The sequence below is a fragment of the Ureibacillus thermophilus genome (assembly GCF_004331915.1).
Lineage (GTDB): Bacteria > Bacillota > Bacilli > Bacillales_A > Planococcaceae > Ureibacillus > Ureibacillus thermophilus.
In genome coordinates this window covers 1,608,515-1,621,760 of sequence record NZ_CP036528.1, presented here as the reverse complement: position 1 = coordinate 1,621,760, position 13,246 = coordinate 1,608,515, and the positions used below count along the sequence as shown (strand labels likewise).

12 protein-coding genes and 1 pseudogene are annotated in these 13,246 nt (G+C 39.4%); 2 read left to right on the top strand and 11 right to left on the bottom strand.

The annotated features are described in order from the left end of the window. Positions 1 to 395 precede the first annotated feature (395 nt). The 6 genes and pseudogenes from DKZ56_RS08005 to DKZ56_RS07985 all read right to left on the bottom strand — a co-directional run bounded on the left by DKZ56_RS08005 (position 396) and on the right by DKZ56_RS07985 (position 7,107). Entirely contained in the window at positions 396 to 2,117 is a 1,722-nt protein-coding gene (locus DKZ56_RS08005) for a SulP family inorganic anion transporter (protein WP_208649503.1), read from the bottom strand. Between the two features lie 208 nt (positions 2,118 to 2,325). After that, positions 2,326 to 3,630, bottom strand: coding sequence for a pyrimidine-nucleoside phosphorylase (locus DKZ56_RS08000; RefSeq protein ID WP_208649502.1), 1,305 nt, complete (start codon positions 3,628 to 3,630; stop codon positions 2,326 to 2,328). An 11-nt stretch (positions 3,631 to 3,641) separates the two neighbouring features. Then, positions 3,642 to 4,820 carry a phosphopentomutase gene (gene deoB, locus DKZ56_RS07995; protein ID WP_208649501.1) on the bottom strand — a complete coding sequence of 393 codons (1,179 nt, stop codon included), beginning with the start codon at positions 4,818 to 4,820 and terminating at the stop codon, positions 3,642 to 3,644. A gap of 23 nt (positions 4,821 to 4,843) precedes the next feature. Further along, entirely contained in the window at positions 4,844 to 5,746 is a 903-nt protein-coding gene (gene xerD / locus DKZ56_RS07990) for a site-specific tyrosine recombinase XerD (RefSeq protein ID WP_208652200.1), read from the bottom strand. Positions 5,747 to 5,964: 218 nt separating this feature from the next. Next, positions 5,965 to 6,168: a transposase gene (locus tag DKZ56_RS15365; protein ID WP_222837110.1), complete on the bottom strand. Its 204-nt coding sequence runs from the start codon at positions 6,166 to 6,168 to the stop codon at positions 5,965 to 5,967. Positions 6,169 to 6,262: 94 nt separating this feature from the next. Next, a pseudogene (locus DKZ56_RS07985) lies at positions 6,263 to 7,107 on the bottom strand (ISL3 family transposase). 169 nt (positions 7,108 to 7,276) lie between these two features. Here DKZ56_RS07985 and DKZ56_RS07980 point away from each other — a divergent pair. Then, positions 7,277 to 8,068, top strand: a complete 792-nt coding sequence (locus tag DKZ56_RS07980; RefSeq protein WP_208649500.1) for an ABC transporter substrate-binding protein — start codon at positions 7,277 to 7,279, stop codon at positions 8,066 to 8,068. Positions 8,069 to 8,198: 130 nt separating this feature from the next. Here DKZ56_RS07980 and DKZ56_RS07975 read toward each other — a convergent pair whose 3' ends face one another. The 5 genes from DKZ56_RS07975 to DKZ56_RS07955 all read right to left on the bottom strand — a co-directional run bounded on the left by DKZ56_RS07975 (position 8,199) and on the right by DKZ56_RS07955 (position 12,541). Further along, positions 8,199 to 9,440 carry an MFS transporter gene (locus DKZ56_RS07975; RefSeq protein ID WP_208649499.1) on the bottom strand — a complete coding sequence of 414 codons (1,242 nt, stop codon included), beginning with the start codon at positions 9,438 to 9,440 and terminating at the stop codon, positions 8,199 to 8,201. 136 nt (positions 9,441 to 9,576) lie between these two features. Beyond that, positions 9,577 to 9,816 carry a hypothetical protein gene (locus DKZ56_RS07970; protein ID WP_208649498.1) on the bottom strand — a complete coding sequence of 80 codons (240 nt, stop codon included), beginning with the start codon at positions 9,814 to 9,816 and terminating at the stop codon, positions 9,577 to 9,579. A 1,051-nt stretch (positions 9,817 to 10,867) separates the two neighbouring features. After that, the gene (gene fur / locus DKZ56_RS07965; RefSeq protein ID WP_208649497.1) at positions 10,868 to 11,326 is read right to left on the bottom strand and encodes a ferric iron uptake transcriptional regulator; all 459 of its coding nucleotides are present in this window, start codon (positions 11,324 to 11,326) and stop codon (positions 10,868 to 10,870) included. Positions 11,327 to 11,388: 62 nt separating this feature from the next. Continuing rightward, the gene (locus DKZ56_RS07960; RefSeq protein ID WP_208649496.1) at positions 11,389 to 11,901 is read right to left on the bottom strand and encodes a hypothetical protein; all 513 of its coding nucleotides are present in this window, start codon (positions 11,899 to 11,901) and stop codon (positions 11,389 to 11,391) included. A 97-nt stretch (positions 11,902 to 11,998) separates the two neighbouring features. After that, the gene (locus DKZ56_RS07955; RefSeq protein WP_208649495.1) at positions 11,999 to 12,541 is read right to left on the bottom strand and encodes an NUDIX domain-containing protein; all 543 of its coding nucleotides are present in this window, start codon (positions 12,539 to 12,541) and stop codon (positions 11,999 to 12,001) included. 463 nt (positions 12,542 to 13,004) lie between these two features. Between DKZ56_RS07955 and DKZ56_RS07950 the strand changes: the two genes are divergently transcribed. Next, a complete protein-coding gene (locus DKZ56_RS07950) occupies positions 13,005 to 13,187 on the top strand; it encodes a hypothetical protein (protein WP_208649494.1) in 183 nt (60 codons plus the stop codon). Positions 13,188 to 13,246: the final 59 nt, after the last annotated feature.

Here is a 13,246-nt window from a genome sequence, read left to right as displayed (position 1 = left end):
AAAATCCTTTCGATTGACAATAGTAGAAGAAATTCGCTGAAACTAGTAAAAATACGACAAACTTTTCATTCATCTATTTTTACTATTTCGTTTTCTACATCCACCACCTATCTAATCTTTTTACGAGCTTATGAAACAACGAGGGTTAGAAGGTCTATCAACGATTCCAAGTTCCTTGGGAAGGCGATATTTGGAGGTACCATTCTCTCTATCTAAATGAAAGCTCGGGGTTTAAGCTTTACTAGTTCCAACTTCCGCCTTCCATCAAGTTTGTTGTCCACCATGAAACCGAAGAAGACATTACCTTATCAGCTTTAGTATGGAAAAATAGGAAGATTTTTAAACATAAAAAAGGACTTAATGAGCCAACATTGGCCACTAAGTCCTTCCATTTATTAACTGATTTTCGTTGCGGATAATTCTTTACATTCCCTAAAAGCGAAATGTTTGCATCCAATGCAATGATTTCGGTTTATGCAGCCTAATGAACAATTAATAGCATCTCCTGTATGCTCAAAGAAATTGCGCTCCCCAATTTCTTTTGTTAAACCACTTTTATCAAAAAGTAATTTCAAACTTGGCTGCACCCCAGTCATTAAAAGAACTCCACCTTGCGATTTAAAATTGCGGACGATATTTCGTAAATAAGCCTCGCCCGTCGCATCAATAAATGGCACCTTCCCCATCCGAAGAACAAGAATCTTCGGATGATAATGAATGGATTTTAAAATCCGCTCTTCAAAGGTTTGAGCCGCCCCAAAAAACAACGGCCCTTCAATGGTATAAATGCTGATTTGCGGACAATCCCTCGTTTCATTGACAACATGAGATTGTACTTTTCCATCGCTTTTATGGTCAGGCAATACTTTTGAGACAATCAGCATATCGCTCATTCGTTTTACAAACAAAATAACCGCGAGCAATAATCCTACAACTACCGCAATCGTCAAACTAGTAAAGACCGTCAATAAAAAAGTGATGATGAGCACCAAAGAGTCGCCAGATTTTAATTTTAATACATGGGCGAAATGTTTTCTCTCACTCATATTCCACGCTACAACCATTAAAACGGGAGCGAGGCTTGCAAGCGGAATATGGGCTGCAAGCGGTGCAAACAACAGCAAAGTAACAAGAACGAATAAACCATGAATTACGCCAGAAAAAGGTGAAGTCGCACCAAATTTAATATTTGTTGCGGTTCTGGCAATGGCACCCGTTGCCGGAATTCCGCCAAAGAGCGGTGTGACGATGTTTGCCACCCCTTGTCCAATTAATTCCCTGTTTGAATTGTGTTTGCTATTGGTCATGCCATCTGCAACAACAGCAGACAGCAACGATTCAATGGCTCCCAACATTGCAATGACAAAAGCCGGCCCTAAAAGAGAGACCATCCGTTCAACAGTAATTTCCGGCATTTTAAATTCCGGCAAGGTGTTCGGAATTTCCCCGTATGTAGAACCAATCGTTGCCACTTGCCCAGGAAAGAAGAAGGCCGCAGCTATGGAAGAAATCACTATGCCCATCAATGGCCCTGGAACTTTTGGCAGCACTTTAGGAGTAATAAGAATAGTCGCTAAACATAATAATGCAATGAAGATGCTGTAAACATTTACCGTATGTAAATGAACTGCAATTTCATACATATTATCAATAAAGCGTTCATGCTGTTTCAGACCTGACAGCCCTAAAAAATTAGCAATTTGCCCTGAAAAAATAATAACCGCTATTCCGGCAGTAAACCCAATGGTTACAGGTCTAGGGATATATTGGATCAACACTCCTAACCGCAGAACGCCCATTAACACAAGCATAACGCCCGCCATTAAACCTGCTAAAAGCAAATCTTCATAGCCATAAACGAGCACAATGCCTAATAAAATTGGCACAAATGCACCGGTGGGACCGCCGATTTGATATTTTGACCCTCCCAATAATGAGATTAATATCCCCGCAATGATGGCTGTATAAATTCCGTACTCCGGCTTGACCCCAGAGGCAATGGCAAAGGACATTGCCAATGGAATGGCTACAATGCCGACAATTGTACCTGAAACTACATCCCTTTTAAAAGATTGAAATGAATACCCTTCAAATCTACCCCGCCAAAATTTGTCCATTTTACCCCTTCTTTTTCTTTTTTATGTCCAAAAAATGCTTTGTTAAGTTCTATAATATATAATTTTCATAAAATTGTCACATTCTTTATAAAAAAATAATATTTTTCAAAATCTTTTTATAGAAAATTCTGACTTTTAGGGGTTTTCTATAAAAATGAACGTGCTAGAAAGAAAACTTTCATTTCTAACACGCTCTACTGTAATAAAATTACTCGGCAATAATTCCTTTAATCAAAGCCGGTTTATCTACTTTATCATTTATCACGAGGATATTGGAATAAATTTTCTCTTTGATTTCTTCTATATTTTCTTTGTTGGAGTAAATGGTTGCCAATGTTTCTCCTTTTTCGACAAAATCTCCCACTTTTTTGTTCAAAACGATTCCTACAGACAAGTCGATCGATGAATCTTTCGTTTCCCGTCCTGCACCTAAAAGCATTGCGGCAACGCCGATTTCATTGGCCACAATTTTTTTGATATACCCTGACTGTTCTGCAGGGATTTCGATTTTGTATTTTGCTTGCGGCAATAATTTCGGATGATCGACAATGGCTGTATTGCCGCCCTGGGCCTTAATAAATGCTTTAAAAGTTTCTAACCCTTTGCCGCTGTTTAAAACATCTTTCAACATTTCCCTTGCCTTTTCAATGGACGGCGCTTTTCCGCTGAGGAAAACCATATAAGAGCCGAGGGTCAGGCAAAGTTCTTTCACATCTTCCGGTCCCTCTCCTTTCAATACGTCAATGGCTTCTTTCACCTCTAAAGCATTTCCGACCGCATATCCTAATGGCTGGCTCATATCGGATAAAATCGCAATCGTTTTTCTTCCGACACGGTTGCCGATTGTCACCATTGCATGAGCCAATTCTTCTGCCTCTTTCACCGTTTTCATAAAGGCCCCTTCGCCGACTTTCACGTCCAATACAATGGCATCCGCGCCGCTGGCAATTTTTTTTGACATGATGGAGCTGGCAATCAGCGGAATGCTTGGAACTGTACCCGTTACATCGCGCAATGCATAGATTTTCTTATCAGCAGGTGTCAAATTTCCGCTTTGGCTGACAACGGCCATTTTAATATCATTGACTTGTTGGATAAACTGTTCACTTGTCAGCTCCACTTGAAAGCCGGGGATGGATTCCAGCTTATCAATCGTTCCACCCGTATGGCCTAGCCCGCGTCCGCTCATTTTGGCAACAGGTACTCCGCAGGCGGCAACCATGGGAGATAAACAGAGGGTTACTTTATCCCCCACTCCACCAGTAGAATGTTTGTCACACTTGATTCCTTCAATCAGTGACAAATCAATCGTATCCCCCGATTCCACCATCGCCAATGTTAAATCCGTCCGTTCCCGTTCCGTCATGTCTTGGAAGTAGATGGCCATCAATAAACTGGCTGCTTGATAATCTGGAATCGTGCCTTCTGTGTAGCCTTTCACGAAAAACTGAATTTCTTCCGTCGAAAGCTCTTTTCCATCCCGCTTTTTTTCAATAATATCCACCATTCTCATTTGGCTCACTCCTATTTCAAACTAGATAAAAAGCTCGTTCCATAGGCAGGAGCAGGAATATTGAAGTTTTCCGCAATTGTTGCGGCAATATCACTAAAAGTTTCACGCAATCCTAAGTTCCCCGCCTCTTTCAATTTCTTAGAATAAACGAGGAGCGGCACATATTCCCGCGTATGGTCAGTTCCTTTAAAAGTTGGGTCATTTCCATGATCGGCCGTAATAATAAGCAGATCATCGTCCCGCAATAAATCCAACACTTCCGGAAGGCGCCCATCAAAATCTTCCAAGGCTTTTCCATATCCTATTGGGTCTCTGCGATGTCCATATAAGGCGTCGAAATCAACTAAATTTATAAAGCTCAGTCCATGGAAATCTCGTTTTATGGTTTCTACTAATTTATCTATTCCATCCATATTGTTTTTTGTACGAATGGCTTCTGTTACCCCTTCCCCATTATAAATATCTGAAATTTTTCCAAGGGCAATGACATCGAAGCCATGATCTTTTAATTCATTCATCGTCGTTCTTCCGAAAGGCTTTATAGCATAATCGTGGCGGTTGGCAGTACGAGTAAAATTACCAGGTGTTCCGACAAATGGACGAGCGATGACCCGGCCTACTAAATAAGCAGGCTCTAGCGTAAGCTTTCTTGCAATCTCACAAATTTTGTAGAGCTCTTCTAATGGAATCACTTCTTCGTGGGCAGCAATTTGAAGAACTGGATCGGCGGATGTATATACAATAATGGCTCCTGTTTCCATATGTTCTTTCCCCAACTCTTCAATAATCGCCGTACCGCTTGCCGGTTTATTGCCGATGACTTTCCGCCCTGTTTCTTTTTCAAGTTGGCGAATGAGTTCTTCCGGAAAGCCGTTCGGATAGACTTTAAACGGTTTATCGACGCGAAGCCCCATAATCTCCCAATGTCCGGTCATCGTATCTTTTCCCGCTGACGCTTCCTGCATTTTTCCAAAATAAGCTTTTGGTTTTGAAACTTTCTGAATGCCTTTCATTTCGCGAATATTCCCTAACCCTAGCGATTCCAAATTCGGCACATGAAGCCCGTCCAGCGCCTCTGCAATATGGCCAAGAGTATCCGCTCCCACATCGCCGAATTTTTCTGCATCGGGCGCTTCTCCAATCCCAACGGAGTCCATGACAATTAAATGAATGCGTTTAAATAATTGCATCTGTTTTCCTCCTATCTTCCCTCTTATGCTCGTGGATGGAATTGTTTATATACTTCGGAAAGTCTTGTTTTGCTAATATGCGTATAAATTTGGGTAGTGGAAATGTCTGCATGTCCCAACATTTCTTGAACTGCACGAAGATCAGCCCCATTTTCAATTAAATGAGTGGCAAAACTGTGGCGCAATATATGGGGAGTCATTTCTTTTTTGATGTTTGCAGCTAGGGCATGCTGCTTCAATATTTTCCAACATCCTTGCCGAGTTAAACGTTTTCCGCGGCGATTAATAAAAAAAGCGTCTGTTTTCATATAATTGCCTTGCAACTCATGGCGGGCTTTTTCCAAATATCTTTCACAGGCGATAAGAGCGCTTTTTCCTAGAGGCACGATGCGTTCTTTCCCGCCTTTCCCGAAAATGCGGACAAACCCCATCGACAAGTGTACATCTTCTAAATTCAACTCAACACATTCGCTAATTCGCATACCGGTTCCATATAGCAATTCAATCATTGCCACATCCCGGATTCCTTGGGGTTTGGATTGATCGGGAGCTTGCAATAACGCTTCAATTTCTGCAATGGATAACACTTTGGGCAGCGTTTTCTCAATTTGAGGCATGTCAATATGAACTGTCGGATCATAATCAGTAATTTTTTCCCTTAATAAAAACTGATGAAATGAACGAATCGATGATATGTGTCGAGCAATGGTGCGGGAAGATTTACCATTTTGTTTTAAATGTTCCAAATAAAGCAAAATGTTTGCCCGTTCCACTGCATTTAAATGTTCCACCTGTTGTTCTTTATGTAGATGTTCCACATAATCTTGTAAATCTCTTCGATAAGAAGACAATGTATTCTCAGAATATTGCCGCTCCACTCTTAGAAAATGGAGATAATCTAGGAGGGCTTCCTGCGCTTCTCTCATTTTTTTCACGTCCCTTCCTTATCTCAATAATAGAGATTTTTTTGACCTCATACAAGCATGAATAGAACCTCGTATTTACGTAAATTTCCAAAATAATTCCAAATATATACAAAAATTTACTGCATTTTTCGGTTCTTTGTCAAATGATGTTGGTGAAAAGTTTTAGTGACTTTTCTGGTATATGCAACCGTACAGCTTAAAAAGGAACTTCGAATCCTCTAAGCTTTTTTCATTGTGATTAAATTTTGGGTAATCATAATCCGATTTTTAAAATGGTGGAAGCAGCGATAACCGAAAGAAATGCGTTTCATCACCTTGATTTTGTTATGAATCCCCTCTAAAATGCCGTTGTTATAATCGTATTTCAACGTATTCTCCACGTAATGGATGTATTTGTTGATTGTCTTGATGGCGGTTTTCATATAGCTGGAAACGATATTTTGTTTATTCTCTAATGTTTTCTATAGGAGCTCAAAGTCTTTGATTTTGATGCAATGTTGTACGTATTGATATAACTCAAAGGAGCTTCCAGTATGTTTTCAATTTATTGTAATTCTTTTTATCCCGATTCATAACGTTGATGCGCGTTTTGTTTAAAGCTCTGCTAAATAGTTGGAGGATATGGAATTTGTCGAGTATGATTTCCGCTTTAGGGAAAACTTCTTGGAAATATAAGGGCTGTACATATCGATGACAATCGTTTTTACCGCATCTCTCGCCTTCTTGGAATACCGTAAGAAATACTCTTTGAGGACAGGTAATCTTCGGTCCTCCACGATATCCACCATCTCCCCCGTTTCAGAGTCGCAGAAAATAAAGGCCATCGCTCCAGCTGCGGATTTCACTGATTTAAACTCATCAAAACACAGGTGCTTAGGAAGATAGTGAACATTCGGCTGATAGTAGCTATAAAAGCTGTCAATGACTCTACTGACAGTGGCATAAGATACATTATGTTTCATCGCAATATCTTTTTCGGAGATTTTATCTTTGGCGTTTAAAGCAATTGATACTTTGATATTGTTGGAAATGCAATAGTTTTTAGCCACGACGCTCGTTTTTAAAGTAAACGTGGAATGACAATGTTTACAGAAAGAACGCTGTTTACGCAATTTTAAATAGGTATGAAAACCTGAAACACTAGGCATTTTAATGAGAGACGTTTTAAAACCGTGTTTAATGATTTGATCATCGAATACATGGCCACAAGCATAACAAGCTTTTGGTTGATAAGTTAATTGGCCATAAAAGACTTTTGATTGGACCCCTTTAATGAGTTCTTCTGCACAAAAATTTTCATCAAATGTGATATTTTTATCTTTAATATTTAATAAATTACGTATAGAATAATGATGAGACATGTGACATCACTCCTTGTAAATGTGGTTTTGGTCGATTACATTTTACCAGAGTTTGTCACATGTCTCATTTTTTTATGTAAAAAAATGGTGCTGGTTGTATCCACCAACACCAAATATTATAGAGCCCAAAAAACCCGGCGATTCATACACGGTGGCGGATGATCACGGGGTGGAAATCACATTTGATAAAGTGCCTGAAACCGTCATTTCGTTGCAGCCAAGCAATACGGAAATTTTATTTGAATTGGGCGTTGGCCACAAAGTGATCGGTGTGACAGATTACGATAAATGGCGGGAAGAAGTGCAAAACATTGAAAAAGTATCCGACACAATCAATGTGAACTTGGAAAGGGTCATTGAATTGAATCCGGATGTGCGATTTGCCTACACAATGGGCGGAGAGGAACAAGTGGAGCAGTTGGAAAGCACGGGATTGAAAGTGTTTGTCACCCAATCCGCCAGCTCTATTGAGGATGTGTACGGCGACATCGGACAAATTGCCCAAGTGATGGGCATTGAAGACAAAGGTAAAAAATTGGTTGAAAAAATTAAAGATCAGTTTGCTGCCATAAAAGAAAAAACAGATCAAATTAAGCAGAAGAAAAAAGTCTATTTTGAAATCGCTCCTGCACCGGATATTTGGTCCATCGGTTCAGGCACATTCCAACAGGAGCTGATTGAAGCGACCGGTGTTGAAAATATTTATGCGGATCAACAAGGTTGGTTCTCTATAACAGAAGAAGATCTCATCAACCGGAATCCGGATGCCATCATTACAACAGTGTATTATGCTGAAAATCCTGCAGAAGAAATCAAATCCCGACTAGGTTGGGAACCCGTGATAGCGATTAAAAATGGGAATGTCTATGAATTGAATGCGGATATTTTAGACAGACCTGGCCCACGCATTGCGGAAGCGGTGGTATTGATCGCAAAAAACGATTTATCCGAAATTATTTGAATAATAATAATCCAAATAGAAGCCAGGCCATTCATCCGACAAAAAGAGCGAAGAATTTTCGCTCTTTTTTATGGGTATTGAGGTGTTGCATATCTTCACCCAATGTCCCCCTATGGATAAATCTGAAAATCTAATGTTGCTGTTTTTTGATCACAATGACAAATAGGCTTGCTAAAACACAGAAAATGCCTGCCATAAAAAAAGCCCATGTATACGTATTAAAGTATTTATAGACCAGTCCTCCCCCGTAGGCGGCGAAAGCGGCGCCAGCCTGGTGGGCAGCATATACCCAGCCGTAAATGACCGCACTCTTCTGCACGCCAAATATTTGCCTTGAAATATTGATGGTTGGAGGCACCGTGGCAATCCAATCCAAGCCGTAAAACACGGTAAATACAATAAGCCAGGCCATGTGGCCGTTCATTAATAAAAATGGCAGCACCACTAAAGAAATTCCTCTTAAAAGATAGTAAAAAAATAGCAGCCATCGATTATCAAAACGGTCAGACAGCCAACCGGAGAGCGTCGTCCCCAAAATATTAAAAATCCCCATAAAAGAGAGCAGTGAAGCTGCGGTGACAAGCGGGATCCCAAAACTGATGCAATAGGATACAAAATGGGTCCCGATTAGCCCTATTGTTGAACAGCCGCAAATAAAGAAACTTCCGGCCAACAACCAAAATTCTTTTTTCTTTACGGCTTCAGCCAATCCCCCGAATGCTACCACGACAGGATTGCCATGGTGTGTATTCTTTGTTTCCTCCATCTCCTCAAGTTGGCCATAGGGTAAAATCCCCATTTCCTTGGGCGAATTTTTCATAAAGAAAAAGATGATCAGGGTCATTACCATCAGAATCGCAATGATGAACCCGATTGCTGAACGCCATGAATAATTTTCAATAATCATCGCCAAGATGGGCAGTAATAGTAACTGGCCCGTTGCGGTGCTCGCTGCCAGGATCCCGGTGGCAAGCCCTCTTTTTTCCTTGAACCAATGATTCGCCACATAGGGACTTAGAACGGTTAAAAAAAGACTGGAACCGAGACCAAGGATTGTTCCCCAGATGATAATCAATTGCCAGGATTGTTTCATGAAGAAGGTCAAAAAGAGCCCGGCCAGCAAAATTCCCATTGAAGCGAGTATCATTTTCTTCATTTTCCATTTTTCCAATAAGGCGGCCATAAAAGGGCCTGCTATTCCGTAGAAAAGCATGCAGATTCCAAAGGAAAGGGAAATGATGGAGCGATCCCAGCCAAATTCTTTCTCAAATGGGCTCAAGAAAACGCCAGAGGATGAAACCACGATTCCTGCTGCCAGAATGGAGAAAAATGAAATGATTAATATAACCCAACTATAGTGAATACGTTTCAAGGTGACCCCACCTCTCAATCAATGAATCTTGTTTTAAACCGCCCGCCCAACATATGACGGAATTTTCTGATAACAAAACAATGGAAAGGATAGATTCAGGCATTTCTTTCTGCTCGGCTATCCTTATCAAGTGTTGCTAGGAAACAATCAATTCTCGCTTTCCATCGGAAACTTTTCCTTTTTTGTAAGGAAGAAGGAGAGAAGCAGGTCGACCGCACCGAAAAGCATCGCAACGAAAAAGACGATTTTGATTCCTTCCTGCAAGAGTCGGTCCGATAGCCGGAGCAAAACCGACCACCAATCCGCTCATCCCCATCGCTAACCCGCGTTTTTCCACGGGATAGATGGAGAAAATCACCGTCTGCATCAACGGCATCAACATACCCGCCCCCGATGGCCTGAACGATCCTTGCAACGATGAGTAGCCAAAAATTCGGCGTGATAGCACCAATCAAGGTTCCAATGGCAAAAATGCCAAGATCAAAAATTAATAAAGCTTTGCTGCTATATTTTCCAATCAGAAAGGCGGTAATGGGAATCATGACACCATTGACCAGCATGAAGCCCGTTGTCACCTATTGGGCCAGTATTGGGCTTATGGGAAATTCTTCCACTATTAATGACAATGCCACAATGAGCAACGTTTGATTCAGCAAAGAAACAAAAGATGCCGCAAGCAATATACTGACAATCAAATTTCGATTATATGAAACACTTTTCATAGTTTCAAAAGCTGCAATTCTCCTTTTTTTCAAATGAAAAGGAAATAATAAGAAAATTTTAAATTAAGTGAGAATAGAAAGCAAGCAAAGAAGAAAATAATCGCATATATGGAATATCTTTCTTCGAACATAATAACAACAAAAACATTTCAACAAAAAACGAGGTTGGAATAAATCTAAAAAAAACATCATTTTCTCCAAGGAGAAAATGATGTCAGACTGTCGACAAACCCCAACTCAAATGCTTCATTTGAGTTGGGGTTTGTCTTTTTTTTGCTCATCATTTTCTAAGATTCTTGTAACATCCTAAATTTCCCCCGTTAACCAAGAATTCTATCCCTATTATACAAAAAAAGCCTGTAGATTTGGCCACTAGTTAGGGACTTTGTCTACAAGCTGACATCATTTTCTCCAAGGAGAAAATGATGTTTTTTAGATTTGTTATTAAAATTGATTTCCGTTCCGGGGACGCTTTCCGCGGGCCCGGCTCGAGCATCCTCTGAGTCATTCCTTCGCTCCTCGTGGTCTCGAGAGGGCTCGTCACAGGAAAACTTTGAATTTACTTCCTTGAGCTTGCTCCGCTTTGCGACTAAGCGTGCGAGACAGGAACTCGCCCCGTCACTTCAATCAATTTTTCGTTATATCAATTTTTTATCAAAACTCTTTCAACTGTCCCTTTAATTTTTTGTTTATGTCCCAGCCTCATTATTCATTTTCTATTGTTCCCTTTTCTTGGCATCGATGACAAATTCCATGGAATGTGAGTCGATGATCTTTAATAATGAAATTCCATCGTTTTTCTACGACCATTTCTACCTCTTCTAGCAAATCTTCTTGAATTTCATCCACTGAGCCACATTCAATACAAACTAAATGATGATGAAAGTGTTTGGCACCCTCTTGTCGAAGGTCGTATCTAGATACGCCATCTCCAAAATTAATTTTATCGACAATTTTCAATTCCGTTAACAACTCAAGAGTGCGATACACTGTGGCAAGACCGATTTCAGGCGCTTTTTCTTTCACCAATAAGTAAACATCTTCTGCGCTTAAATGGTCTTCTTCGTGTTCCAATAGTACTGCAACTGTCGCTTCACGTTGTGGCGTCAGTTTATAGCCAGCACTATGTAACTGCTTTTTTATACGATCAATACGGCTTTCCATATGACGCCCTCCTAAACACATTCCATTATAACAAAAGAATAAAAGCAATTACAAGAATAGTGTTAGTTAATAATATATGAAATCACCATTATTTCCCCTAATCCCATAATGGTAAATGCGACGGCCAATGTAAAAAATAATTTCTTATTAAATACAAACTTTCGATTTGGTCCAGCTTTTCGGGCTCCAAAGACGGAACATAACGCTAATAGTAAGATACAATAAATCAACTGAAATGGAAACCACCAAACACTATATACTAGAATTGATTCCTGTTGCGTCAGCAAAAAAACTGAACCAAATCCAAAAAATGTCGCTTTCACAGCTACTACTAGTTTAGCAAAAAAATGGAGATATGGATGGGTTGTAAAAAATAATACAAATAATCCCCATACAATAATAGGAAGAAAGATTTGCCAAAGGGTTACATCGGATAATTCTAAGACTCTAGGATCTAATAATTTAATAAGATTCATAGACTTGTCCAAAGAAAAGGCTTGAAAACATATCACGCCACTGACAAATCCAATTGCTAGTAAAAAAGCATATTGAATGAAATAAACGGAACGAAACATAAGCATTCTCCTTTCGTTGTTAACAGCTTATGCTCGTCCACTAGTATTATTAGTACGAATTTTTTTAAATTCTATCAAAAATTCGTTCTTCATAATTTTACATTTTGTTTAATTTTACCCAAAGTATGCTAAAGGCGGTTTTAGCATCATAGATTTGCTGAGTTTTCACCATTTCTTCCGCTTCTTCAACGGTTGCCTCAATGATGGAAACAAACTCATCTTCATCGGATTCCCGTTTTTCTTCAATTTTATATAAATCTTCCGCAACAAAAAGGTGAATGATTTCATTGGCAAATCCAGGAGATGTGTAAAAGGACTGAATATAAGTTAATTCCTTCGCACCGTACCCTGTTTCCTCTTCCAATTCCCTTCTTGCACAAACGGCCGGCTCCTCTCCCGGCTCGAGCTTCCCAGCTGGAATTTCAACAATGGAACGTTCCAATGCTTTTCGATATTGTTCCACAAAAACAATCTTTCCATCTTTCGTGATAGGAATGATCGCAACAGCCCCCGGATGATGGATAATTTCCCGTTTGGAAGGTTTCCCATTTGGCAAAATCACATCATCCACTGTTAACGTCACAACTTTTCCTTTATAAATCTCTGTCGAATGAACGGTTTTTTCTTCAAATTTTTTCATACCAATTCCTCGCTTGTCCTTCATACTGAATTCATTGTACCATTAGTTTTTTAAATGAAAAGGGATTGGTGTAACAGAAAACACCAAAACGGCATTAATCAACGCTTTCAAGGGCTCATCAAAGTTACAGAAATGGAAAAATAAAGAAGAAAATAGAGCGGTTTTGGAGTTTACAGGGATTTATTATAACAGAAGGCGAGTGTGTATGTAGGAATGGGAGAATTTTTGATACCTTATCATTTTAATTAAGTTAAACATATTCCCCATTATTTATAAAAATTAAAACTTTAACCAAAAATTATTAAATTCAAAAACTATATTGTATTATTGAATATGAAATAAGTAATATGTTCAAAAAGACCAATCATTTTCTTTTCATGAATTTAATCAAACCATATCCTTTTAATAATAATTTGGAAATTTTCATACAGTGCATAATTTTCTATATCGGAGGGTATTGTATTTGAAAGATATCAGCCATTGGACACGAATAGGCTATGGTGGAAAAAGTACACTTGCAAAAGAAGAATTAATACATCCCGAAACAAATGAAAGATATCTAATAAAATATCCAAGAGAAACCAAAATAGGAGTCTCATGGGAGGATGTAAACGCTAAACTAGAATCAACAGTTTTCCACAAATAGAACTCAACAGAATTCCCCAAATAAGATTAAACAGTTTCCCCACCATCAATCACTTTCAA